Origin of the sequence: Streptomyces sp. Je 1-332 (assembly GCF_040730185.1) — a bacterium.
GTDB lineage: Bacteria > Actinomycetota > Actinomycetes > Streptomycetales > Streptomycetaceae > Streptomyces.
Window position 1 is genome coordinate 7,590,382 of the sequence record NZ_CP160402.1, and the last position, 22,599, is coordinate 7,612,980.

Genomic DNA, 22,599 nt, shown 5'->3' on the forward strand with positions numbered 1-22,599 from the left:
CTTGTCACGGTGGCAAGGATCGTCAGGCGGGCAGTGCTTTCTCTCGCACAGCCCCACGGCGACATCACAGCCCCACGCAGTCTCAAGGCCACCGGACGGGACCCACCACATGACGACGCCGAACTGGGCGGACTTCCAGTACGAGATCTACCTCAACGGCATGACCGGCGCCGTGCCGCGCCTGCCCACCGACCTGACCCGCCTGGAAGAGCTGACCGAGCAGCGGCTCGGCCCCGGCCCGGTCGGCTATGTCGCGGGAAGCGCCGGCAACGGCAGCACCGCCCGCGCCAACCGCGAGGCCCTCGAACGGCGTCGCATCGTGCCCCGCATGCTGCGTGACGTACACGACCGTGACCTGTCCGTGGAGGTGCTCGGCCAGCGGCTGCCCGCGCCGCTCGCCCTCGCACCGATCGGCGTCCTGTCGATCATGCACCCGGAGGGTGAGTCGGCCGCCGCCCGCGCGGCAGCGGCCCGTGGCGTTCCGTACATCCTGTCCTCGGCCTCCAGCACTCCCATGGAGCAGGTCGCCGAGGAGATGGGGGACGCGCAGCGGTGGTTCCAGCTGTACTGGGCCAAGGACCGTGACGTGACCAGGAGTTTCCTGGACCGGGCGAAGGCATCGGGTTTCACGGCGCTCGTCGTCACGCTCGACACCCCGCTCCTCGCCTGGCGTCCGCGCGACCTCGACCAGGCGTATCTGCCCTTCCTGCACGGCGTGGGCACCGCCAACTACTTCAGTGACCCCGCGTTCCGGGCCGGCCTCGCCAAGCCGGTGCACGAGGACCCGAACGCCGCCGTGATGCACTTCGTCGGCATGTTCGCCGACCCCGCGAAAACCTGGCCGGACCTGGCCTTCCTGCGTGAGAACTGGGAAGGACCGATCGTGCTCAAGGGAGTCCTGCACCCGGACGACGCACGACGCGCCGCCGACGCGGGCATGGACGGGGTGGTGGTCTCCAACCACGGTGGCCGCCAGGTCGCGGGCTCCGTCGCGGCGGCCGACGCGTTGCCCCGGGTCGTGGCGGCGGCCGGTGACCGGCTCTCCGTCCTGTTCGACAGCGGGATCCGCACCGGCGACGACATCTTCAAGGCGCTCGCGCTCGGCGCCGAGGCCGTCCTGGTGGGGCGGCCGTACGCCTATGGGCTCGGCCTGGACGGCCAGGCGGGCGTCGATCACGTGATCCGGTGCCTGCTCGCCGAACTCGACCTGACCCTCGCCCTTTCCGGCCACGCCGGGCCCGCCTCCCTCACCCCCGACGACCTGATCGAGGAGACCGCATGACCGCCGTGAAGAACGTCCTCGCCATCGTCTCGCCCCACGTGGGCGGCCGTGCCGCGGGAGGCGCACTCGCCGGGCTGCTCCCTGGGACGGCGCATGTGACGGTCGTCGAGTCGGCCGACGAGAATCCCGCCGCCCTGCGCGACGCACACGTCATCGTCACCGGCCTCGCCCCCATCACCGCCGAACACATGGCGGCGGCACCGGAGTTGGAGGTCGTCCAGTGCGCGAGCCACGGCTTCGACTACGTCGACGTGGCCGCCGCCCGCGCACGCGGAATCCTCGTCTGCTCGATCGGCTCCAGCGGGGCCGAGAAGCAGAACGTGGCCGAGCAGACCTTCGCCCTGATGCTCGCCCTCGCCAAGCAGCTGATCCCGGCGCACACCGCTCTCACCGAGGCCGACTGGGCGCTGCCGCGCCTCCAGCAGTCGATCACGGAGCTCTCGGGAAAGACGCTCGGCATCGTGGGACTCGGCCACATCGGCGAGGAAGTCGCCCGCCGTGCGGTCGTGTTCGACATGAGCGTCGTCTACGCGGGGCCGAGGCCGGTGACAGCGGAGAAGGAGGCTGCCCTCGGCGGCGCGCGCCACGTCGAACTCGACGAACTGCTCCGCACGTCCGACTACGTCACCCTGCACGCACCGCTCACGGAGGACACCCGCCACCTCCTGGACGCCGGGCGCCTCGCCCTCCTGAAGCCGACGGCTTTCGTCATCAACACCTCGCGAGGCGCGCTCATCGACCAGGACGCCCTCGCCGACGCCCTGACGGCCGGCACGCTGGCCGGGGCGGGCATCGACGTCTTCGACCCCGAACCGCCCACGGCCGCGCTGCGCCTCCTGAAGGCCCCGAACGTGGTGCTGTCCCCGCATGTCGCGGGCGTCACCCGCGAGACGCTCGTCCGCATCGGCCTCGCCGCGATCCAGAACGTCGTCGGCCATCTGGAGGGCAAGCCGCTGGGCGACGTGGTTTCCTGACGGTCTGTCAGGTGCCGGTGGTGGTGCGTGCGGCACTTCGTAGGCCGTTGCCGCCAACGCAGCCACCACCGGCGACCGTGATCTACCAGATCGCCCCGACCCACTCGGGGTGGTCGACGAACGGATTGCGGTTGTGCTGGAACTGGTCGTAGATGGCCTGGTTGCGGTTCTTCTCGAACGTGTCCGGCGGGTCCTCGTCGCTCCACTGCTTCAGCACGGAAAGACGCCCGATGGCGGGGGCGCTGCCGTTGTCGACCTTGTCGTTGGGCTCCAGGTCGGCGAAGCCGTCCTCGCCGTCGTAGCGCACGGCCATGTAGAGGATCATGCGGGCCACGTCGCCCTTGACGGCGTCGCGCGGCTCGAAGGAGTCGGAGTCGGTGTAGTTGCCCGGTGCTTCGCCGACCTCGCTGCCGCCGTTGTCGAAGTCCTTGTTGCCGCGGGTGCTGTTGACCGAGACGTCCGTCGGCCGCAGGTGGTGGATGTCGGTGCCCGGGCCGGTCGCGGTGCCGAAGTCGCCGTGGGACTTGGCCCACACGTGCTCGCGGTTCCACTGGTCGGGGTCGCCGCCGTTGCTGTCCTTGCTCTGCGAGCGGCCGGTGTAGAGCAGGATCACGTTGCCGCTGTCGGCCGGGTCCTGGTCGGTGGCCTTCAACGCGTCCCAGACCTGGTCGTACGAGAGCTTGGTCTGGTCGCTGATGATGGTGTGCAGGGCGCTCTTGAGCTCCGGACCGGTCTTGCCGACCGCGTCCTTGTAGTACGTGTCGTCATAGGCGCCGGCGGCCGCCGCGGGCGGAGTGGGGTCCGTGGTCGCGGCGTCGGCGGCGGCCGGGACGGTGATCCCGACGAGGACCGCGGCGGCCGTCATGGCCAGCGGTTTCCAGCGACGTATGTGAGGGACGGGCATGTGGGGGGTGTCCTCTCCCGGAAGACCCGCGCGCACCGCGCAGCCCCTCAACAGGGCGTGCGGTCTACGCGAGTTGACAAGTGGGCCAACGGGAGAGTGGCACGGGTGGGCGCATCACTGTATGAACGTTGTGGGTTGAACTTGTGACGATGTCATGGACGCAACACGCGTCGTCACAGCGGACGAACCGTGAGGATCTGCTGCGCGTGTCCGACGGGGCCGCGGACGTCGTGCAGGACGGTGCTCGTGACGCCCTGGCCGGTCGGGCCGAAGGTCACCGTGGTGTCGAGTCCCGTCCAGCCGCCTTCCGGCCGGCGGTGGAGGTGGACGGTGAGGTCGACGTTGGGGAACATCCAGGCCGTGGGCGGCTGCCGTACGGCGATGCCGTTGGCCGTGTCCACGAGCGCGATGTAGGACGCGAGGGGGCTCGCGGTCTGCCCGGCGACCAGGTCGAGGGCGGTGGAGATCCACGCGGTCGTACGGCCCGGCTGCGGGGGTGACACGGGGCGGACGTCCAAGGAGGCGATGTACCCGCCCGGCCACACGGACGCCATAGGCCAAGTCGCCAGCTCTTCGGGAGGGGTGAGCTTGTCGGCGCCCCCACCTGCCACGGCACTGGTGTCGCCGGAAGCGAGGAGCCAGGCCCGGGCCCGTACCACCGGCCGGTCGGCCATGAGCACCACGGCTTCGACCAGTTCGATGGTGCGGCCGGGCCTGAGGGTCTCCACGCGGATCTCGCACTCGTCGAGAGCGAGGCGCCCGAGGATGTCGAAGCTGATCCGGGACAGGACGAGGCCGTTGTCGGGCCGGGCGGCCAGCTGCCGGTCGATGGCGTGGACGATGAGCCCGCCGAGCGGGCTGAAGTGCTGCTCGTCGGTGTCCCAGGCGCCACCGGCGTGGGCGGTGGGCTTGTAACGGTGCTCGTCGATGGGCTCGTAATAACTGCCGGTGTTCAACGGGTGCTTCCCTCTCGGCCTTGCGGGTGCGGGACGTCGTGCTCGGTCGAGGTCTACCCGAAGGCCGAGGCGGACGTCTACCGGAACCCGTTGAGGTAGTGCTCCCCGATGTCGCGCAGGCGGTGGGCCGTGGAGCTGTGGGCGGTCAGGGCGCGGGCGTTGCGCCAGAACCTGTCCAGCCCGGGGTCGGCCGAGGGGGAGGGAGCGTCGGCGGTGAGTTCGAGGACACGGGTGGTGATGTGCAGGGCGGACCGGGTGGTGACCGCTTCGGCCGCGCCCACGAGGAACGCGATGTCGGCACGCTCGTCCGCGCCGAGCGCGGGCCCCGTCTCCAGGCCCTGGGCCAACGCCTCCGTCGCACGCTCCACCACCGCGGTCGCGCTGTGCGCAGCCGTCGCCAACTCCCCGTAGGCGAGCAGTAGGTAGGGGTCCATGGGGGGCGGTCCGCAGTCCCCGCGGGTGTCGAGAGCCCCCGTCGAGGCGGGGCGCGGCAGGGCGCGGCTGATGTCCCGCGCTTCGGCGAGTGCGCCCTGCGCGTTGCCGAGGCCGACCTGGACGAGCAGGAGTCGGCGGGCCAGCGGGGCGAGCGCGGCGAACGGTGAGATCTCGTGTTCGTCCACGGACACCGTGCCGAGCACCTGGTGCGTGGCCACCGGCACATCGTCGTACGTGACGGCGCCCGCACCGTTCAGCCGCTGCCCGAGCAGATCGTGCGCCGGCTCGGCGGAGACGCCGGGGTGGGCCGGGTCCACGTGGACGACCACCCACTCGCCGCTGTCCGTGCGCCGCGCCGTGTGGACGAGCCGGTCGGCCACGGCTGCCCCGGCGGTCAAGGGGCGTCTGCCGTGCAGGACGTACCCGTCGGCGGCCGGGGTGAGGGCGAGTCCTGCGCTCGTCCGCGCGTCCGGCAGTTCGATGTCACCGCCCCAGAGCCACTGCTCGTGTACGGCGCGCAGTTCGAGCGCCGCGGCCTCCTCGGGCGCGCCGAAGAGGCGCGGGCTCCACGACAGGGCGTGGTGGTGCGCGAGGAGTTCGGCGATGGAACTGTCCGCCGCCGCGATCTCCCTGACCGCTGTACAGGCCGTGCGCCAGTCGCTGCCCCGCTCGTGCCGGCCGTCCTGGCCGGGCGTCCCGTCCTGGCTCTCCTGGCGCGGTGGCGTCAGGAGTGCGGGCAGCCCCGCCTCGCGCAGCCGCGCCACCTCGTCGAGTGGAGGCTTGCCCGCACGGTCGCGCAGGTCCGCGTCGACGGCGAGGTCGTCGGCGAGTTCCCGGACGACGCGCGGCGAGGCGGCGGGGATCAGCGTTGTCACGGAGACGCCTCACAGATTCCTAGTTTTCCTACCTGATTGATAGGAATAGTGGGTGTGAACTCCCGCTGCGACAAGGGGGTGTTCAAGGGGCGGACCACTCCGTCTCGCGAGCTGGAACCGGAGTACGGACCCTGACGTCGACCTCTGCGGCCGACCGAAGCCGATCGGAGCCGATCACCCCAAGGCGCCCACCCGAAATTCGGTTACGGAACGACCGCCGTCACGCCTAGCATCCGACCATGCCAAGACCTTCCGGCTTCACCTATGAGCAGCACTCCGACGCCAGCGTGACGATCACTCACCACGGACGCGCGGCGGGCACGCTGCGCGGTGCGCGCGCCGAGAAGTTCCTCGCCGAGGTCGAGTCGGGCGATGCCCAACTGGTGATGGCGCGCTGGACCGGCGCGTACAAGCACGGCAACGAGCGCACGGCTCGCAACCACCCGCGCAACCGGCGCCAGGCGCCCCGCGTCTAAGGATTCGTCCAGGCCGCGGGATCCTCGGCCAGCACCGTGACCGGCGTGGGAAGTCGGGCGCCCGCGACATCGGCGAGGGACACGCCCTCCAGGATCTGGCGGACGTTCGCCCGCAGCGCGATCCACAGCGGCAGCAGTGATTCCGCGGGCCCGCTGTAGGCGAGCTCCGGAGGGCGTACTCCGCGTACCGACACCAAGGGGCCCTCCACGACGCGGATGACGTCCGCGATGCTGATGTCGCCCGAGGGCCGGGCCAGGCGGTAGCCGCCGTTGCCGCCGCGCTGACTGAGGACGAGACCGCCGCGCCGCATGTCGTTGAGGATGCCCTCGAGGAACTTGTGCGGGATCTCCTGTGCGTCGGCGATGGCCTCGGCCTTCAGTGGCCCGTCGTCCTGGCACGCGGCGAGTTGCAGCGCGGCACGTACCGCGTAGTCCGCCCTGGCTGAGATCCGCATGGCCGCAATTATGACGCCCCGTGCGGTCCCGGCGGCTACCGGGCGGCCGACGCCCGCGTCCCGGCCCCGGTGTCCCCTTCGGCCATGATTCGGCACGCCTTCAATAAATCTGCACATCGAATGCGCAGCCCAGTCACGCCATTCGGCGAATACTCCACGCGAAGCGCTTGTGTATTGACCACAGAACTTTCGCTTTGGTGCGAGAGTGTCCGCTTTGGTGGAGGGAGTCCTTCCGCGTACGGGATTTCCGTCTGTGAAGCTTGTGAAGGAGCTGCTCCTGCGCGGTGAACATGCCTGCACGCAGCGGTGATTCGATGCCGCGAGCACCGTCGGACGTCACGTCGTCGATTGGATGTACGAGCTGCGAACGTGCTTTGATCCTGGCCACCGCGGAATTCGCACAGCAGGTTCCGCAGTGTTGGAAACACCTTTGCGACATTCATGAGAAGGGCAGCTCACACCATGAACTACACCCCCCAGGTCGAGACCCTCGAGATTTCCGACGCCGACCTCGACAACGTCTCCGGTGGCCTCGTCGCCGGTGTCGCGGGCAACGTCACCAGCACCGTTGACTCCATCGCCCCCGTCTCGGGCGTCGTCGGCGGCGTCGTCGGCACCGTCGAGGGCGTGACCGGTCTCAACACCGGCGCCGTCACGGGCCTGGCCTCCGGCCTGACCGCTGGTCTCTGAGCTGAAGCTCACTGAGACGCCATGATTCGTGAGCCCCGGAACCATCGGTTCCGGGGCTCACGGACGCCCCAGGCAAAGTAAGGGAAACGTTCCGTGCAGTTCCGCCAACAGGCCCTGTCCAAGCTGCAGTCGCCCGAGGAACTCGACCTGCCGGTGCGTTACGCCCGACCCCAGGGCCTGCTCGTGCTCGCCGTCACCGTCGTCGTCATGGCCGCCGCGAGCGTCTGGGCCGTGACCGGCTCGGTCTCCTCCACGCTCCGCGCACCCGGCATCCTCACCCACGGCCAGGGCAGTTACGTCCTGCAGAGCCCCGTCACCGGGCAGGTGACGCGTGTCCTCGCCGAAGAGGGAAAGCGGGTCGCCGCCGGCGCCCCCGTGCTCAAGGTCCGTACGGACCAGGGCGACAAGGTCGTGCGCTCCATCGCCGCCGGCCGCGTCAGCACACTGGTCGCCCGGATCGGCACCGTCGTCACCACCGGCGCGGACGTCGCGACCGTCGAGCGCGTGTCGGGCAGCGACGACCCCCTCCTCGCGATGCTCTACGTCCCGGCCGACAGCGCGGCCACCGTCCCCGTCGGCGCCTCGGTGGACCTCACGGTCCAGTCCGTGCCCACGCAGGAGTACGGCATGCTGCGCGGCCGTGTGAAGGCGATCGGCCGCACCGCGCAGAGCGAACAGAAGATCAGCGGCTTCCTCGGCGACAAGGAACTGGCCGGGCAGTTCACCAAGGACGGGCCACCGGTCGGCGTCCTCGTCTCGCTCGAACGCTCGTCGGCCACCAAGTCCGGCTACGCCTGGTCGAACGCGGGCGGCCCGCCCTTCGCGCTCGACTCCATGACCCTGGCCACCGGCGCCTTCCACCTCGCCGAGCAGCGCCCGATCGATTGGCTGCTTCCGTGACCGCACCGCACCCCTCCCCGGCACACCAGCAGCCACTGCCGCCCCCGGGCGGCCGCCGCCGACACCGCCCCGAGCCCCAGCGGGGCCGCCGCCGCGCCGCAGCCCCCCGCCCCGCGTCGAAGGGCAAGCGGCAGAAGACCGTCCGTACGCCCACCGTCCTGCAGATGGAAGCCGTGGAGTGCGGCGCCGCCGCGCTCGCCATGGTCCTCGCGCACTACGGACGGCATGTCCCGCTGGAGGAGCTGCGCATCGCGTGCGGCGTGTCCCGCGACGGCTCGCGGGCCAGCAACCTCCTGAAAGCGGCGCGCAGTTACGGCCTGACGGCCAAGGGCATGCAGATGGAACCGGCCGCGCTCGCCGAGGTCAAGGCGCCCGCGATCCTCTTCTGGGAGTTCAACCACTACGTCGTGTACGACGGCATGGGCCGCCGCTTCGGCCGCCGCGGCGTGTACATCAACGACCCGGACAAGGGCCGCCGGTTCGTCCCCTCCGAGGACTTCGACACCAGCTTCACCGGCGTCGTCCTGGTCCTCGAACCGGGCGAGAACTTCCGCCCCGGAGGCCGCAAGCCCGGCGTCATGCGGGCGATGCCGGCGCGCCTGCGCGGCACTACGGGCACCATGCTCGCCGCGCTCTTCGCCAGCCTGCTGCTCGTCGCGGTCGGCGCCGCGCTGCCCGCGCTCAGCCGCACGTACATCGACCTGTTCCTGATCGGTGACCAGACGTCCCTGCTCGGCGCGCTGTTCGCCTCGATGGGCGCGATGGTGGCGCTCACCGTCGTCCTCACCTGGCTGCAACAGGCGAACCTGCTGCGCGGCCGCATCATCTCCTCGACCCTGAGCAGCGCCCGCTTCCTGCGCCATCTGCTGCGCCTGCCCGTCACCTTCTACGCCCAGCGCAGCCCCGCCGACCTCGTCCAGCGCCTCGCGTCCAACGACGCGGTCGCCGAAACGCTGGCCCGCGACCTCACGGCCGCCGGCGTCGACGGCATCGTCGTACTCCTCTACGCGGCCTTGCTGTGGACGTACGACCCCCAGCTCACCCTCGTCGGCGTCGGCATCGCCCTCCTGAACATCGTCGCGATGCGGATCGTCATCCGGCTGCGGGCCACCGGCACCCAGAAGCTGCGCGCCGACAGCGCCAAGCTCACCAACACCTCGTACACCGGCCTGCAGTTGATCGAGACGATGAAGGCCACCGGAGGCGAGAACGGCTTCTTCCGGCGTTGGGCGGGCCAGCACGCCACCACCCTGGAGGAGCAGCAGCGCCTCGGTGTGCCGAGCGCCTGGCTCGGCATCGTCGCGCCGACCCTCGCGACACTCAACAGCGCGCTGATCCTGTGGATCGGCGGCCTGCGCGCGGTCGAGGGGCATCTGTCGATCGGCCTGCTCGTGGCGTTCCAGGCACTCGTCACCCGCTTCACCGCGCCGATCACCCGCCTCAACGGTGTCGCGGGCCGCATCCAGGACTTCGGCGCCGACGTCGCCCGCCTCAAGGACGTCGAGAACTTCCCCGTCGACACCCTCTACTCCCGCCCGGAACCGGCCGCGAGCACCCGCCGCCTCAAGGGCCACGTCACCCTCGACGACATCACCTTCGGCTACAGCCCTCTCGACAAGCCCCTCCTGACAGGCTTCTCGCTGTCGGTCGGCCCCGGCCAACAGGTGGCTCTGGTCGGCGGCTCCGGCAGCGGCAAGTCGACCGTCTCCCGGCTGATCTCGGGGCTCTACAGCCCTTGGGAGGGCACCATCCGCATCGACGGACAGCGTCTTGAGGACATCCCGCGCGGCGCGCTCGCCGCCTCCGTCTCCTTCGTCGACCAGGACGTCTTCCTCTTCGAGGGCACCATCCGCGACAACGTCGCGCTGTGGGACCCCTCCATCCCGGACGCCGCCGTCGTCGCCGCCCTCAAGGACGCCTGCCTGTACGAGATCGTCGCCCGCAGGCCCGGCGGCATCCACGGCCGCGTCGAACAGGACGGCCGCAACTTCTCCGGCGGCCAGCGCCAGCGCCTGGAGATCGCGCGGGCCCTGGTCCGCCGCCCCAGCATCCTCGTCCTCGACGAGGTGACCAGCGCCCTGGACGCGGAGACCGAGCAGGTCATCATCGACAACCTCCGCCGCCGCGGCTGCGCCTGCGTCGTCATCGCCCACCGCCTGAGCACCGTGCGCGACAGCGACGAGATCGTCGTCCTCGACCACGGCTCGGTCGTCGAACGCGGGCGCCACGAACACCTCGTCGCCGCGGGCGGACCCTACGCCGACCTGGTCAAGGAGCACTGAGGTGACCTCGGTTCCAGAGCAGTACTCCTCCTATACGGGTGACTCGGTCGCCGCCGCCTTCGGCGCGCTCGGCACCCCGGCCGACTGCACGGGTCTGCGCAGCGTGCACCTCGAAGGCCCGCAGGTCCTCTGGCTCGTCGTGGCCGGGGCCCTCGACCTCTTCGCGGTCGACGCCGTGCAGCAGGGCCACTGGCACTTCCTCGGCCGCCTGGAACCGGGCACCCTGCTCCTCGGCCCCGTCGAAGGCCCCCAGCACACCCTCGTCGGACGCCCGCTCCAGGGCTGCGAGCTGCGCCGCATACCGCTGCGTGAGCTGTACCGCCCCGACTACGGCGACACCTGGGCCTACGAACAGCAGTACCCCAGTCAGTACGACACGCAGGACCAGGCCCTGAGCCTCCTGGAGCACGCCTTCGCGCTCGGCATCGGACGCAGCCACCGGGTCCTGTTCGAGGCGCCGCTCGACGGCCGCACCATGGCCGACGACGTGGTGACGGACGACGACATCCTCTGGATGCCGGTGGCGCCGGGCAGCGTGCAGTACGGCTCCGCCTACAGCTCGGAGGCCACCGGCGATCTGCTCGTCGACGCCGCCATGTGGCAGCGCATGGTCAACCAGCAGTACCGGCTGCTCTCCACGCTCGACCGCTGGATCGAACGCCTGGAGCGGGCCCACGAGGACCGCACCGCCGCCGGCATCAAGGCGGGCGAGACGGTCCGCGAGCAGGCCGACAGGACCCTCATCGCCTCCATCGGCCGCTCCGGCAGGGGCGGCGCGCGCCGCACCGAGTCGCGCGGCGGTGACGACGCGACGTACGCGGCCTGCCGTCTGGTCGCCGACGCGGCGGGCATCACACTGTCCGGCCTTGCGGACGGCGGCGCCGTCAGCGACCGGATCGACCCGGTGGAACAGATCGCGGTGGCCTCGCGCGTCCGCACCCGCGCCGTGCGGCTCGACGGGCGCTGGTGGCGCGAGAACACCGGCCCCCTCGTGGGACACCGCGCGGCGAGCGGGGCGCCGGTCGCGCTGCTGTGGCGGCGCGGCGGCTACGAGTCCGTGCACCCCACCTCCGGGCGGCGCACGCGCGTCGACAAGACCAACGCGGAGGAGTTCGAACCACAGGCGGTCATGTTCTACCGCCCGCTGCCGGAGCGGTCGTTGACGCCGTGGCGGCTGTTCCGCTTCAGCCTGCGGGGCACCGGCGGTGACGTACGCAATCTGGCGATCGCCGGTCTGGTGACGGTCGCGATCGGGGCGCTGGTGCCGATCGCGACGGGGCAGGTGCTCGGCGTGTTCGTCCCGAACGGCGAGAAGAGCCTCATCGTCCAGGTGTCCCTGGCGGTGATGATCACGAGCATCGTCTCCGCGGCCTTCATGCTCCTCCAGAACCTCACCATCCTCCGGATGGAGGGCCGTATGGAGAGCACCCTCCAACCAGCGGTCTGGGACCGCCTGTTGAACCTCCCCACCCGCTTCTTCGCCTCGCGCTCGACGGGTGAGCTGGCGAGCGCCGCGATGGGTGTCAGCGCGATCCGCCGCGTGCTTTCGGGCATCGGCCCGGTCGCGCTGCAGGCGGGCACGATCGGCGCGATGAACCTGGTCCTGCTGCTGCTCTACAGCGTCCCGCTGGCGCTTGCCGCCCTGGGGATGCTGGTGGTGATCGCGGCGGTGTTCCTGACCCTGGGCCTGTGGGAACTGCGCTGGCAGCGCCGCCTGGTCGAGCTCTCCAACAAGCTCAACAACCAGGCGTTCCAGACGCTGCGCGGCCTGCCCAAACTCCGCGTCGCCGGGGCGGAGAGCTTCGCGTACGCGGCGTGGGCGGGGGAGTTCGCACGCAGCCGGGAGCTGCAACAACGCGCGGGCCGCATCAAGAACGTCACGACGGTCCTCAACTCGGTCTACCTCCCCCTCTGCACGCTCATCATGTTCATCCTCCTCGCGGGCCCGGCCCGCGGCAGCCTCACGGCGGGGGAGTTCCTCACCTTCAGCACGGCGGTGACGATGCTCCTGACGTCCGTCACGCAGCTGACCGGCGCGCTGATCTCGGCGGCCGCCGTCCTTCCGATGTTCGAGCAGATCAAGCCGGTGCTCGACGCAGCCCCGGAGGTAAAGGGAGCGAGCACGCAGCCGGGCGAGCTGCAGGGCGAGATCGAGGCCCGCGGGGTGTCCTTCCGCTACACGGACGACGGTCCGCTGGTCCTGGACGACGTGACCCTGTCCATCCACCCCGGCGAGTTCGTCGCGGTCGTCGGCCCCAGCGGCTGCGGCAAGTCGACGCTGCTCCGCCTCCTCATCGGCTTCGACAAGCCCGTCGCGGGCAGCGTCCTCTACGACGGCCAGGACCTCTCCGCCCTCGACCAGGCGGCCGTCCGCCGTCAGTGCGGCGTCGTCCTGCAGAACGCGCAGCCGCTCACGGGATCGATCCTGGACTGCATCTGCGGCGCCGAGACGTTCACGCAGGAGGAGGCCTGGGAGGCCGCGGAGATGGCTGGCCTCGCCGAGGACATCAAGCGCATGCCGATGGGCCTGCACACGATGATCTCCGGCGGCGGAGCGGTCTCCGGAGGCCAGCGCCAGCGCCTGATGATCGCCCAGGCCCTGATCCGCCGCCCCCGCGTCCTGTTCTTCGACGAGGCGACCAGCGCCCTGGACAACGAGACGCAACGCACGGTCATCGACAGCACCCGGGCCCTGAACGCCACCCGCGTCGTCATCGCCCACCGCCTCTCGACGGTCATGGACGCGGACCGCGTCATCGTCATGTCGGACGGACGAATCGTCCAACAGGGGCCGCCCGCACACTTGTTGGCGGACACTGGCGGGCGGCTGCATGAGTTGGTGCGGCGGCAGATGCAGTGAGACGCGCGGGACGCGCGCCGTCCTCAGTCGCCGGGGCCCGCCGCGTACCGCCAGAAGTCCCGCATCAGTTCGGGGAAGCTGGGCCCGCCCATCTGCAACTGGCTGAACATGATCGTGACCGCGCCGGTGGACGGTGTGATGTGCGCCGTCGTGCCCGTGCCGCCCACCCAGCCGTAGCGTCCCGGCACGGTCCAGGGCTCGACGGCCTCGACGTCCACCGAGCCGCCGAAGCCCCAGCCCATGCCTTCGAGGAACAGACCGGCGGACTTCCGCTCGGGTTCGGTGAGTTGATTGGTCGTCATCCGCCGCACGGAGTCCGGTGTGAGAAGCCGGCGTCCACCCGCCGCGCCCTCGGCGAGCAGCATCCGTCCGAAGGCCAGCCAGTCGTCGACCGTCGACACGAGACCGCCGGCGCCGGAGGGGAACGGAGGCAGCGTGCTCCACTGACCGTCGGGTGTGTCGAGCAGTTCGAGGCCGCTGCCGGGATCGCGCTCGGGTCCGGCCTCCGGACCGGCCGCGTAGTAGCTGGTGAACCGGTCGAGTTTGCCCGGCGGCACCGAGAACGCGGTGTCGGTCATCCCCAGCGGCTCGAACAGCCGCTCAGCGAGGAACTCGGGCAGCGGCGCCCCCGTGACCCGGGAGATCAGTACGCCCTGGAGGTCGGAACTGAGGTTGTACAGCCAGCCGTCGCCGGGCTGGTGCAGGAGCGGGATCCGGGACAGCGCCGCCATCCACGCGTCCGGCGCGGGAACGGCCTGCGGCTGCGGCGGCCCCTGCTTCAGCTCGCTGAAGAGCGGTGCGAGCGCGGGCAGTGAGAAGTCGGACGGGAAGCCGTATCCGGTACGGGATGCGAGCAGATGGAAGACGGTGATGGGCCGGACCGCCGGGACGACGTCGTCCACCGGCGAGGTCGGTGTGCGGACGACGCTCGGCGAGGCCAGCTCCGGGAGCCACTCGCCGACCGGGTCGTCCAGCGCGATGCGGCCCTCCTCGACCAGCATCATGACGGCCGCGGCGACGATGGGTTTGGTCAGCGACGCGATACGGAAGATCGAGTCCCTAGCCATCGGGGCGGTGCCCTCGACGTCGACGGACCCGACGGCCGCGACCTCCTCGGTCCCGTCACCGCGGGCCACCAGGCCCACCGCTCCCGCCACGGAGCTGTTGCTGATGTGCGTCTCCAGAGTTTTTCGCAGATCGGCCATGTGTCCACCATCTCAGGCCGGACCCGATCCGCGGAGTCCATCACGCGGGAGGCGCCTGCGGAGGCGTCCATCACGCGGGAGGCGCCTGCGGAAGGCGCGTAACGAAAACCCGGTCTGCCGGGCCTTCGGCGTGATGAGGCCGCGGCCCGGCAGACCGGGTGGGGTGGTGTGGGGGAACCACCCGCCAGGGGGGTCTCAGCCCCCGATGTTCACATCGATACAGGCGTAGAAGGCGTTGGCGGTGTCGGCGATGTTCCACACCGCGAGCACCTTCTGCTTGCCGCTCAGCCCGCCGAAGTCGACGTTGTGCGTGACGGTCTCGCCCGGCTGGGCGCCTCCGTCGTCGACCTCGGCGATCTTGTTGCCACCGACGAAGTACTGCCAGGTGCTGGTGCTGTGACGTGCCGTCAGCTTCCAGCTGAACTCGTGAGACGAGCCGACGTCGGTGACCTTCCAGCCCTTGCTGTCGTCGTCGAGATCGGCGAACCGTGCGTTGCCGCCGCTGCACGTCGTCTGCCCCTTGGGGCCTTCGACGCTCTGCGGTTCATTGGTGATCTCTCCGCAGGACACGGTGCCGGCCGCGCACTGTGCCTGACGGCTCGGGGGCGAGTTGACGTAGCCGTGCGCGCTGGCCGGGGTGACGGAGGCCAGGACGAGCACGGGCGCGAATGCCGCGCCCAGAGCGGCTGCCAGCTTCTGCTTCTTGTTCATCTCTGTTCCCTCTGAGTGGGGGGAGGAGGGGCGAGAGACAACCGGGCGCCTCGGTCGACTCATTGGCCTAGACCATACTGGTTGTCAGGGCTCAGTCAACCCTTCAAGTACTTCCAGTGGTACGGAAGTTGTGACGGAGGCTATGCGGCGAAGCCCAGAGCCAGGGCGCCGACCACCGGAGCCGCGTACATCAGGGGGAAGGGGATGTGCGCGTACCAGCGGGCCCGGACCACGGTGACGACGGCGCCGGCGAAGTACAGCGCCAGGCCGACTCCGGCCGCGACGCCGACGGGCGGCACGAGCAGCCCGACCAGCAGGCCCGCGGCCCCCGCGGCCTTGGCCGCGCCGAGCCAGGGCAGCCACGTGAAGGGGACGCCGTAGTCGGCCATGGGCTCCACGACCCACTTGGCGCGGAGGAAGACCGAGACGGCCGAGAAACCCACCATGACGGCGGCAAGGACGGTGACGACAACGAAGGCGGTGGACATCAGAAGTGCTCCCATCGGGCGGGTGGCCAACCGGACTTGCTCCGGCGGGTCGGGCGTCTTGAGTGCTTCACTGCTCTGACGGGCCGCGAGGCGGGAATGTGACCGATGGGCGCCGCGTCTTGTGTGACCTGGGGCACATATGACTGAGGGCGTCGTCCGGCAAGACGTTGGGACATGTAGGCGAGACAGAAGGCCATTCTGCGGCTCATTCGATCTCCCTAGGGTTGAGACATCAACCGGACGAACCACGGCCGGACGAACCCAGGAGAGTCACCGTGCGCGCAGTGATCCAGAAGTCCTTCGGCGGTCCCGAGGTCCTCGAGGTCGTGGAGGCCGAACGCCCCAAGCCGCTGGCCGGCGAGGTCCTCGTCAAGGTCCACGCCAGCGCCGTCAACCCGGCCGACGCAGCCGTCAGGTCCGGCGCCTTCCCGCTGCTCGGCGAACCGCCGTTCGGAGTCGGCTGGGACATCTCCGGCGTCGTCGAAGAAGCGGGCCTCGGCGCCACCTTCGCGGTGGGCGACGAGGTCTACGGAATGCCGCTCTTCCCCCGGGCCGCCACCGGATACGCCGAGTACGTCACCGCCCCGTCCCGCCAGCTGGCCCGCAAGCCCGCCTCGCTCGACCACGTGCAGGCCGCGGCCGTCCCGCTCGCGGCGCTCACCGCCTGGCAGGGCCTGGTGCGGGCGGCGGACATCCAGGAGGGCGACCGGGTACTGATCCAGCGGGCGGCCGGTGGCGTCGGCCACTTCGCCGTGCAGATCGCCAAGACGCGGGGCGCCCACGTGATCGCCATAGCGAGCGCGGGCCGACACGAGTTCGTACGCGGCCTCGGCGCCGACGAGATCATCGACTACCGGACCACCGACTTCACCGAGGCCGTCAAGGACGTGGACGTGTTCCTCGACTCCACGGCCCAGGGTGATCTGTCGCTCGGCGTGGTGCGCCCCGGCGGCGTACTCGTCAGCATCCTGGAACACGGCGACCGGGAGCTCGCCACACGGGTCGAGGCTGCCGGACGGCGCTTCGCCGGTGTCCTGGTCGAACCGGACTCCGAGGGGCTCGAAGCGCTCGCCGAGCTGGTCGACGCGGGCCGGATCCGTCCCCACGTCGAGGCGACGTTCCCGCTGGCGGAGGCAGGCAAGGCACACGAGCTGATCGCCGCGGGACACGTACAGGGCAAGATTGTCCTGACGGTCTGAACAGGCCGCCCGCACGACGGGCGGCAGGCGGCACCAGGAAGGCGGGTCCGGATGGACATCCTCACCGAGGCGCTCGCCTCGATGCGCACCGGGCACCCGGCGTCCGTTCGCACCAACGGCCGCGCCCCGTGGGGCCTGCGGCTGCCGCCCGTCGAGGGCGCGGGATTCCATGTGGTGCTGCACGGGACCTGCTGGCTGGTCCCCCTGCCCGGCGTGCCGCCGCACCTGGAGCCGATTCCACTGAACCCCGGTGACGTGATCTTCCTGCACGGCGGGCGGAGCCACATCCTCGCCGACCATCCCTCCACCCCTGCCGAGGACTGCAGTACCGAGCAGTTCCAGGGGAGTTCACCGATCGGCTCGATCACCCTCGGCGGCGAGGGCGCCGAGACCAGCCTGCTGTGCGGCAGCTACCACCTGGACCAGGGGAGACCGCACCCCTTGATGCGCCAGCTCCCCGAGGTGATCCATCTGCCGACGCGGCACGGCCGCCACCCGGAGCTGAGCGCCGCCGTCCAACTCCTCGGCTCCGAGCTGGAGAACCCGCGGATCGGCTCCGACGGCATCGTGCCCACCCTGATCGATTCGCTGCTCCTCTACATTCTGAGGGCCTGGCTCGACGATCAGCCCCCGGGCGCCGCGCACGGCTGGGCCGCGGCCCTGGGCGACGCGGCGGTCGCGCCCGCCCTGACGGCCATGCACGACGATCCCGCGGCCTCGTGGACGGTCGAGTCCCTCGCGGCACGCGCAGGTCTGTCCCGTGCCGCCTTCGCCCGGCGGTTCGCCGCGCTGGTCGGCGAGCCGCCGATGGCCTATCTGACCCGCTGGCGCATGACGACCGCGGCCCGCATGCTGCGGGAGTCCGACGCGCCCCTGACGACGGTCGCCGCCCACACCGGATACGGCTCGGAGTTCGCCTTCGCCAAGGCCTTCAAACGTGAGTACGGCCTGGCGCCGGGGGCCTACCGGCGCCAGAGCAGGGCGGCGGCCTAGGCGGTCGGCTGGTAGTCACCCGCCGGCTGCCGGGTGATGACGCTGAGGCGGTTGGCCGCGTTGATCAGGGCGATCAGCGACACCAGGGCGGCGAGCTGCTCGTCGTCGTAGTGCTTGGCGGCGGCCGCCCAGACGTCGTCAGGGACCCCGCCCGCCGCGTCGGCGATACGGGTGCCCTGCTCCGCCAGCGCCAGAGCAGCACGCTCGGCCTCGGTGAAGACCTTGGCCTCGCGCCAGGCGGCGACGAGATTCAGGCGCACCGGACTCTCCCCGGCACGGGCGGCGTCCTTGGTGTGCATGTCGGTGCAGAAACCGCAGCCGTTGATCTGGCTCGCCCGCAGCATCACCAACTCCTGGGTCGTGGACGGCAACGCCGACTCCGAGAAGATCGCCTTGCTCGCCGACGCGAGGTGCTTCAGGGCCTTGGCCGCGATCGGGCTGCCGAAGAGGTTCAAGCGGGCTTCCATCGTGAACTCCTTGCTGTTCGTGGGCGGTTACACCTCCTACACGCGGCAGCCCGGCGCGATTCGACAGGGAAGAATGTGACACGCGTCTCCTTGCCGTACGGAGGCGCCTGCGCGGATGCCGCGAGGCCCGCGCTCACACCGCCACAGCAACGGCCGCCGTCACGCCGACGACGACAATGACCCCGCGCAGCACGGCAGGTGAGAGGCGGCGGCCCACCCGCGCGCCGACGAGACCGCCCACGGTCGCGCCGAGGGCGATCACGCCGGCCACCGTCCAGTCGACGCTCGTGACGGCGATGAAGATGACCGCGGCGACGCCGTTCACGAGGGACGCGAGGACGTTCTTCACGGCGTTCAGGCGCTGCAGGTCATCACGGAGGAACGACCCGAACAGGCCCATCAGCAGCACCCCTTGGGCCGCTCCGAAGTAGCCGCCGTAGACCCCGGTGACCATGACGCCGGCCCACAGTGGAACACCGCCGTCCGCACGGCCGCTTCCGTCGCGCCCCGCGAGCCACTTCTGGAGGCGTGGCTGGAGCAGCACCAGCGCACAGGCCAGCAGGATCAACACCGGCACCGCGGCGCGGAAGGTGTCGGCGGACAGCTTCAGGAGAAGGACAGCTCCCACCACACCGCCCAGGAGCGCGGCGAGCCCGAGCCTGACCAGGCGGCGCCGCTGGCCCTTGAGCTCGGCGCGATATCCGTACGCCGCGCTGAGCACCCCGGGGACGAGGCCGACGGTGTTGGAGACGTTGGCGAGGACGGGCGGGTATCCGAAGGCGAGCAGCGTGGGGAAGGTGATCAGAGTGCCTGAGCCGACCACGGCGTTGATGCCGCCCGCCGCGACGGCCGCCGCCGCTATGGCCACTGCCTCGAGTGCTTGCATGGATCGCCCTTCCCGGGACGGTCGGCGTACCCGGAGTGCGGGCAGCCCGGGACGGAGAATTCTGGTGCGGAGCCGGCGGGTCGGCACCCGGACCGGTCCGCACGTCCTCCGGATGACGCACGGGCCGGGCCAGGTTGCCGCCCTGGGCCCGGAAAGATCGTCCCGCTCGCCCAACACCCAAGTCAATCCTCGGATTTCCTTGCAGACCCCCAAGCTGTAGCTTCACTCTCCATGACTCTCGACGACCTGCGCGTCTTCGTCGCCGTATGCCGGACGGGCAGCCTCAGCGCCGTCGCCCGCGACCTCGCCTGTACGCAGCCCGCGGTCAGCCAGCACATCAGACGCCTGGAACGGGAGCTGGGGCTCAGCCTGCTCGAACGCCATCCGCGCGGCGTCGTCCCCACACCGGCCGGCCGGCTCCTGCACCACGCGGCGGCAGGTGGTCTGGGCGACATCGACCACGCCCTGCGCCGGCTGAGCGACCTGGTGCACGGCGAGGGCGGCTCCGTGCGGATCACCACCGGGGCCACCTCGGTGCGCCACTTCATGTCCGACGCGATCGTGGCCTTCCGTCGGCGCCATCCGCAGGTGAGCCTCGAATTCGAGACCGCGCACTCCAGCCGCAGCTGTTTCGAGGCCCTCATCGCGGGCGGCCTCGACCTGGCCTGGATCACCCTCGGCACTCCGGTGAAGGGCATCGAGCAGCGTCCCGTCGTGGAACTTCCCTGGGTGCTCGCCGTTCACCGCGACGATCCCCTCGCCGCCAAGTCGCTGATCACCACCGCCGACCTGGCCGGCATCCAGCTCATCGGCCTCCCGGAGAGCACGACTTCCCGCGCGCGCCTGGACGCCTGGTTCACCGAGCGTGGCATCAGCCCGGCCTCCGACACCAGCGTCGCCGACTGGGACACCGCCCTGCTGCTCGCCGAACTCGGCCTCGGCCACGCGATCGTCCCGGACCTGCCGGGCTGGCGCGGTCCCGGCCACCCCGACCTGCGCCTGATCCCCGTCCCGGACCTGCCCACGCTGTGGACCGGCTGGGCGGTACGCCGCTGGGACGCGCTCTCCCCCTTGGCCAAGGCCTTCGCCTATACGGTCGGCGACAACTGCCCGGGTGCGTGCATTCCCCGGCAGATGTCGGGGGAGTCGGAGGAGTCGAGGGAGTCGGAGAAGCCGGACGGGATTGTCAGTGGTCGTGAGTAGCGTTCAGTAAGTGACCGATGACGACACGATCAGATGCTGCGGTCACCACGAGGGGGGAGTGTCATGTCTGTTGTCGCGGGCGACGGCTGGGCGGGTCTGGGCTGGGACGGCTGGCGGGACCACGCGCTGGTTCGTGAACGGCTGGAGTGCGGAGCCGACCCGAATGTGTGGGGCGGGGGACGGCCTCTGCACCGGGCGGCCGTGTCCGGCTCACCCGAGGTGGTCGCCGAGCTGGCCCGCCGTGTCGATGACGTCGACGCGGAGGAAGCGGGCGGCACCGCTCTGTGGGCCGCGGTCCTTTCCGACCGCGCGGACAACGCCCGGGTGCTGGCCGCGGCCGGGGCCGACCCGTGGCGGACCGCGCTGGCCGGCTGGTCCCCCGGCCGGCTCAGCCTGGCGGGGCCGACCCCCGACCTCTTCATGGTTCCGTCCGGCGAGCGCGGCCTGACCCCGGCGGAGTCCGCCGCCGCGACGGAGGCCAGACGGCTGACCGCGGCCCTGGGCGACCTCGACCATGACGGCACCGGCCTGGCGTGCGTGGCCGGGATCGACGCGGCCGAAGCCGCACGCCGACTGGGGGCCGGGCCGTACGAGGATCCGGAGCTCGACCTGCTCCTTGAGGACCCCGTGTCGTACGACGCGGACGATTCCCTGCAGATCATCGGCGCCACCGACGTACCGGGCGGCTGTGTCATCACCCAGCCCTGGGGCTACGCACCGCAGATGCCCGGGGTGCTGACCCTGCTCTCCGCGGGCACCGTCTGCTACGGCCTCTATGCCAACCCCAAGAGCGGCAACCAAGGCAGCATCGCCCGCGACGGCGTCATGGAAGGCACGGACCTGCACCCGGGAGGCGGCCCCGACGAGGGCGACTCACCGCAGGGGGTCCTCGCCGCCTACCTCTACCACCACAACGCCGTCGCCTACTCCTGTGCCTACGTCGGCCTGCGACCGACCGACGCCCGCGCCGTCACGGGCCCGCCCGACCTCTGGCTCAAGCTGCCCCGGCGCGGCTACTGGCACTGAGCGGCCGACCGGCCGACCGGTCGCACATCGGGCTAGCTCTTGAGGCCGACCGTCGCGCACGCCGCCTTGAACTCGGCCGTGCAGATCTCCTTGGTCTTGTAGATGCCGTCCTCGATGACCGTGGACTTGATGGTGTCCCGCGTCAGGGGGCGGACCGAGACCAGAAGGGTGGGGATGTTCTTCGTGGTGGCGTTCTCCGACCGGTCCCCGGCCAGGGCGTCGTACTCGACCATGCGGCCCTGGGCGATCCGGACCGCCATCTGCGCGGCACCGACGGCCTCTTCGGGGTATGGCTTGTAGACGCTCATGTACTGCTCGCCCGTGACGATGCGCTGCACGGCCGACAGCTCCGCGTCCTGGCCGGTGACCGGCGGCAGGTCGGTCATGCCCGCGGCCTTGAGGGCCTTGATGGCACCGCCCGCCATGCCGTCGTTGGCGGAGTAGACAGCGGCGATGTCGTCCTTGCCGATGGCGGTGATCGCCTCGGTCATATGGGCGCCGGCCACCTGCGGTTTCCAGCCATCGGTGTCGTACGACTTGGCGATGTCCACCTGGTTCTGGAGCTGCGAGAGCGCGCCTTCCTTGAAGACGGCGGCGTTCGGGTCGGTGGGCGCGCCGTTGATCATGACGATCTTGCTGTTCTGGCGGTCGCCACTGCCGAGCGCCTTCAGGATCGCCTGACCCTGGACCTGGCCGACCAGCTCGTTGTCGAAGGCCACGTAGCCGGATACGGGTCCCTCGGCGAGACGGTCGTAGGCGATGACGGGAATGTCGGCTTCCTTCGCCTTCTTGACCGCCGGGGCGAGCTTCTTCGCGTCCACCGCGCTCACCAGGATCGTGTCGACCTTGTCGGCGACCATCTGGCCGAGCTGGGCGTTCTGCTTGGCGGCGTCTCCCTTGGCGTTGGCGTAGACGAGCTTGCCCTTGCCGTTGGTGAGCTTCTCGACCTGCTTCTTGATGATGGGGTGGTCGAACTTCTCGTAGCGGGCCGTCTCCGCCTCGGGCAGGAGCAGGCCGACGGTGACCGCGTCACCCTTCCTCTCGGTCTGCGCCTTGTCGTCGTCCGATCCCAGCAGACTGCCGCATGCGGCGAGCGAGAGTGCCAGGGCGCTCACAGAGACGGCGACGGTGGCTTCACGCATACGGGTTCTCATTCGCCCACTTCCTCGATCGGACCGCTTCGTTGTGATCCGAGTGGCTGAAAGCCAACCTTGGAGCGTTCCCGGCGTCAAGGAGTCAATGCATAACGAGATTGCAATGGAATGTGTGTTTCAGTTTTGAACTGTCCCGTATTTACACGTGACAACGGAGGAGCCCGATATCTACGGTGAG

At 70.5% G+C, this 22,599-nt stretch carries 21 protein-coding genes; 11 read left to right on the forward strand and 10 right to left on the reverse strand.

Features of this window, described 5'->3' with window-relative positions; translation table 11 throughout:
* Positions 1–109: 109 nt before the first annotated feature.
* Positions 110–1,282 carry a lactate 2-monooxygenase gene (locus tag ABXJ52_RS34155; RefSeq protein ID WP_367047555.1) on the forward strand — a complete coding sequence of 391 codons (1,173 nt, stop codon included), beginning with the start codon at positions 110–112 and terminating at the stop codon, positions 1,280–1,282.
* Positions 1,279–2,256, forward strand: coding sequence for an NAD(P)-dependent oxidoreductase (locus ABXJ52_RS34160; RefSeq protein WP_367047557.1), 978 nt, complete (start codon positions 1,279–1,281; stop codon positions 2,254–2,256). The genes ABXJ52_RS34155 and ABXJ52_RS34160 overlap by 4 nt, the downstream gene beginning before the upstream one ends.
* Before the next feature lie 82 nt (positions 2,257–2,338).
* Here the strand turns inward: ABXJ52_RS34160 and ABXJ52_RS34165 are convergent, their stop codons facing one another.
* The 3 genes from ABXJ52_RS34165 to ABXJ52_RS34175 form a co-directional block, all read right to left on the reverse strand.
* Positions 2,339–3,160: an endonuclease gene (locus ABXJ52_RS34165; protein WP_367047558.1), complete on the reverse strand. Its 822-nt coding sequence runs from the start codon at positions 3,158–3,160 to the stop codon at positions 2,339–2,341.
* A 173-nt stretch (positions 3,161–3,333) separates the two neighbouring features.
* Complete coding sequence (locus ABXJ52_RS34170; protein WP_367047560.1) at positions 3,334–4,116, reverse strand: thioesterase family protein; 783 nt, start codon at positions 4,114–4,116, stop codon at positions 3,334–3,336.
* Between the two features lie 77 nt (positions 4,117–4,193).
* A complete protein-coding gene (locus tag ABXJ52_RS34175) occupies positions 4,194–5,426 on the reverse strand; it encodes an acyl-CoA dehydrogenase (protein ID WP_367047562.1) in 1,233 nt (410 codons plus the stop codon).
* Positions 5,427–5,665: 239 nt separating this feature from the next.
* Here ABXJ52_RS34175 and ABXJ52_RS34180 point away from each other — a divergent pair, with 239 nt between their 5' ends.
* Positions 5,666–5,902 (forward strand): hypothetical protein, encoded by a 237-nt coding sequence (locus tag ABXJ52_RS34180; protein ID WP_367047564.1) that lies wholly within the window; start codon positions 5,666–5,668, stop codon positions 5,900–5,902.
* Here ABXJ52_RS34180 and ABXJ52_RS34185 read toward each other — a convergent pair.
* Positions 5,899–6,357 carry an Rrf2 family transcriptional regulator gene (locus ABXJ52_RS34185; protein ID WP_367047565.1) on the reverse strand — a complete coding sequence of 153 codons (459 nt, stop codon included), beginning with the start codon at positions 6,355–6,357 and terminating at the stop codon, positions 5,899–5,901. The two genes, ABXJ52_RS34180 and ABXJ52_RS34185, sit on opposite strands and share 4 nt — an antisense overlap.
* Positions 6,358–6,819: 462 nt before the next feature.
* Between ABXJ52_RS34185 and ABXJ52_RS34190 the strand changes: the two genes are divergently transcribed.
* The 4 genes from ABXJ52_RS34190 to ABXJ52_RS34205 all read left to right on the forward strand — a co-directional run bounded on the left by ABXJ52_RS34190 (position 6,820) and on the right by ABXJ52_RS34205 (position 13,089).
* On the forward strand, positions 6,820–7,047 hold the full coding sequence (locus ABXJ52_RS34190) for a type A2 lantipeptide (RefSeq protein ID WP_249585724.1): 228 nt from the start codon (positions 6,820–6,822) through the stop codon (positions 7,045–7,047).
* Between the two features lie 93 nt (positions 7,048–7,140).
* On the forward strand, positions 7,141–7,947 hold the full coding sequence (locus ABXJ52_RS34195) for an HlyD family efflux transporter periplasmic adaptor subunit (RefSeq protein WP_367047567.1): 807 nt from the start codon (positions 7,141–7,143) through the stop codon (positions 7,945–7,947).
* Positions 7,944–10,229: an NHLP family bacteriocin export ABC transporter peptidase/permease/ATPase subunit gene (locus ABXJ52_RS34200; protein ID WP_367047569.1), complete on the forward strand. Its 2,286-nt coding sequence runs from the start codon at positions 7,944–7,946 to the stop codon at positions 10,227–10,229. The genes ABXJ52_RS34195 and ABXJ52_RS34200 overlap by 4 nt, the downstream gene beginning before the upstream one ends.
* A 1-nt stretch (position 10,230) precedes the next feature.
* Complete coding sequence (locus ABXJ52_RS34205) at positions 10,231–13,089, forward strand: NHLP bacteriocin export ABC transporter permease/ATPase subunit (RefSeq protein WP_367047571.1); 2,859 nt, start codon at positions 10,231–10,233, stop codon at positions 13,087–13,089.
* 23 nt (positions 13,090–13,112) lie between these two features.
* Here the strand turns inward: ABXJ52_RS34205 and ABXJ52_RS34210 are convergent, their stop codons facing one another.
* The 3 genes from ABXJ52_RS34210 to ABXJ52_RS34220 all read right to left on the reverse strand — a co-directional run bounded on the left by ABXJ52_RS34210 (position 13,113) and on the right by ABXJ52_RS34220 (position 15,493).
* Complete coding sequence (locus tag ABXJ52_RS34210) at positions 13,113–14,294, reverse strand: serine hydrolase domain-containing protein (RefSeq protein ID WP_367047573.1); 1,182 nt, start codon at positions 14,292–14,294, stop codon at positions 13,113–13,115.
* A 195-nt stretch (positions 14,295–14,489) separates the two neighbouring features.
* Positions 14,490–15,005, reverse strand: a complete 516-nt coding sequence (locus tag ABXJ52_RS34215) for a lytic polysaccharide monooxygenase auxiliary activity family 9 protein (RefSeq protein WP_367047575.1) — start codon at positions 15,003–15,005, stop codon at positions 14,490–14,492.
* Between the two features lie 140 nt (positions 15,006–15,145).
* Positions 15,146–15,493, reverse strand: a complete 348-nt coding sequence (locus ABXJ52_RS34220) for a DoxX family protein (RefSeq protein WP_367047577.1) — start codon at positions 15,491–15,493, stop codon at positions 15,146–15,148.
* Positions 15,494–15,768: 275 nt separating this feature from the next.
* Here ABXJ52_RS34220 and ABXJ52_RS34225 point away from each other — a divergent pair, with 275 nt between their 5' ends.
* Together ABXJ52_RS34225 and ABXJ52_RS34230 are read left to right on the forward strand one after the other, a co-directional pair.
* Positions 15,769–16,692 (forward strand): NADP-dependent oxidoreductase, encoded by a 924-nt coding sequence (locus ABXJ52_RS34225; RefSeq protein WP_367047579.1) that lies wholly within the window; start codon positions 15,769–15,771, stop codon positions 16,690–16,692.
* A 51-nt stretch (positions 16,693–16,743) separates the two neighbouring features.
* Positions 16,744–17,685, forward strand: coding sequence for an AraC family transcriptional regulator (locus tag ABXJ52_RS34230; protein WP_367047581.1), 942 nt, complete (start codon positions 16,744–16,746; stop codon positions 17,683–17,685).
* On the opposite strand, the gene ABXJ52_RS34235 is transcribed toward ABXJ52_RS34230, so the two are convergent.
* Entirely contained in the window at positions 17,682–18,152 is a 471-nt protein-coding gene (locus ABXJ52_RS34235) for a carboxymuconolactone decarboxylase family protein (RefSeq protein ID WP_367047582.1), read from the reverse strand. The two genes, ABXJ52_RS34230 and ABXJ52_RS34235, sit on opposite strands and share 4 nt — an antisense overlap.
* Positions 18,153–18,285: 133 nt before the next feature.
* A complete protein-coding gene (locus ABXJ52_RS34240) occupies positions 18,286–19,038 on the reverse strand; it encodes a sulfite exporter TauE/SafE family protein (RefSeq protein WP_367047583.1) in 753 nt (250 codons plus the stop codon).
* A gap of 231 nt (positions 19,039–19,269) precedes the next feature.
* On the opposite strand from ABXJ52_RS34240, the gene ABXJ52_RS34245 reads away from it, so the two are divergent.
* On the forward strand, positions 19,270–20,241 hold the full coding sequence (locus tag ABXJ52_RS34245; protein WP_367047585.1) for a LysR family transcriptional regulator: 972 nt from the start codon (positions 19,270–19,272) through the stop codon (positions 20,239–20,241).
* Positions 20,242–20,304: 63 nt separating this feature from the next.
* A complete protein-coding gene (locus tag ABXJ52_RS34250; RefSeq protein ID WP_367047587.1) occupies positions 20,305–21,267 on the forward strand; it encodes an ankyrin repeat domain-containing protein in 963 nt (320 codons plus the stop codon).
* 32 nt (positions 21,268–21,299) lie between these two features.
* On the opposite strand, the gene ABXJ52_RS34255 is transcribed toward ABXJ52_RS34250, so the two are convergent.
* Positions 21,300–22,409 (reverse strand): substrate-binding domain-containing protein, encoded by a 1,110-nt coding sequence (locus tag ABXJ52_RS34255; protein WP_367047588.1) that lies wholly within the window; start codon positions 22,407–22,409, stop codon positions 21,300–21,302.
* Between the last annotated feature and the right edge of the window lie 190 nt (positions 22,410–22,599).

Bases quoted from the DNA above. Each gene is read 5' to 3' on its own strand.
- ABXJ52_RS34155 (WP_367047555.1), top strand. From the start codon at position 110: ATGACGACGCCGAACTGGGCGGACTTCCAGTACGAGATCTACCTCAAC.
- ABXJ52_RS34160 (WP_367047557.1), top strand. From the start codon at position 1,279: ATGACCGCCGTGAAGAACGTCCTCGCCATCGTCTCGCCCCACGTGGGC.
- ABXJ52_RS34165 (WP_367047558.1), bottom strand. From the start codon at position 3,160: ATGCCCGTCCCTCACATACGTCGCTGGAAACCGCTGGCCATGACGGCC.
- ABXJ52_RS34180 (WP_367047564.1), top strand. From the start codon at position 5,666: ATGCCAAGACCTTCCGGCTTCACCTATGAGCAGCACTCCGACGCCAGC.
- ABXJ52_RS34185 (WP_367047565.1), bottom strand. From the start codon at position 6,357: ATGCGGATCTCAGCCAGGGCGGACTACGCGGTACGTGCCGCGCTGCAA.
- ABXJ52_RS34190 (WP_249585724.1), top strand. From the start codon at position 6,820: ATGAACTACACCCCCCAGGTCGAGACCCTCGAGATTTCCGACGCCGAC.
- ABXJ52_RS34210 (WP_367047573.1), bottom strand. From the start codon at position 14,294: ATGGCCGATCTGCGAAAAACTCTGGAGACGCACATCAGCAACAGCTCC.
- ABXJ52_RS34215 (WP_367047575.1), bottom strand. From the start codon at position 15,005: ATGAACAAGAAGCAGAAGCTGGCAGCCGCTCTGGGCGCGGCATTCGCG.
- ABXJ52_RS34220 (WP_367047577.1), bottom strand. From the start codon at position 15,493: ATGTCCACCGCCTTCGTTGTCGTCACCGTCCTTGCCGCCGTCATGGTG.
- ABXJ52_RS34230 (WP_367047581.1), top strand. From the start codon at position 16,744: ATGGACATCCTCACCGAGGCGCTCGCCTCGATGCGCACCGGGCACCCG.
- ABXJ52_RS34235 (WP_367047582.1), bottom strand. From the start codon at position 18,152: ATGGAAGCCCGCTTGAACCTCTTCGGCAGCCCGATCGCGGCCAAGGCC.
- ABXJ52_RS34240 (WP_367047583.1), bottom strand. From the start codon at position 19,038: ATGCAAGCACTCGAGGCAGTGGCCATAGCGGCGGCGGCCGTCGCGGCG.
- ABXJ52_RS34245 (WP_367047585.1), top strand. From the start codon at position 19,270: ATGACTCTCGACGACCTGCGCGTCTTCGTCGCCGTATGCCGGACGGGC.
- ABXJ52_RS34250 (WP_367047587.1), top strand. From the start codon at position 20,305: ATGTCTGTTGTCGCGGGCGACGGCTGGGCGGGTCTGGGCTGGGACGGC.
- ABXJ52_RS34255 (WP_367047588.1), bottom strand. From the start codon at position 22,409: ATGCGTGAAGCCACCGTCGCCGTCTCTGTGAGCGCCCTGGCACTCTCG.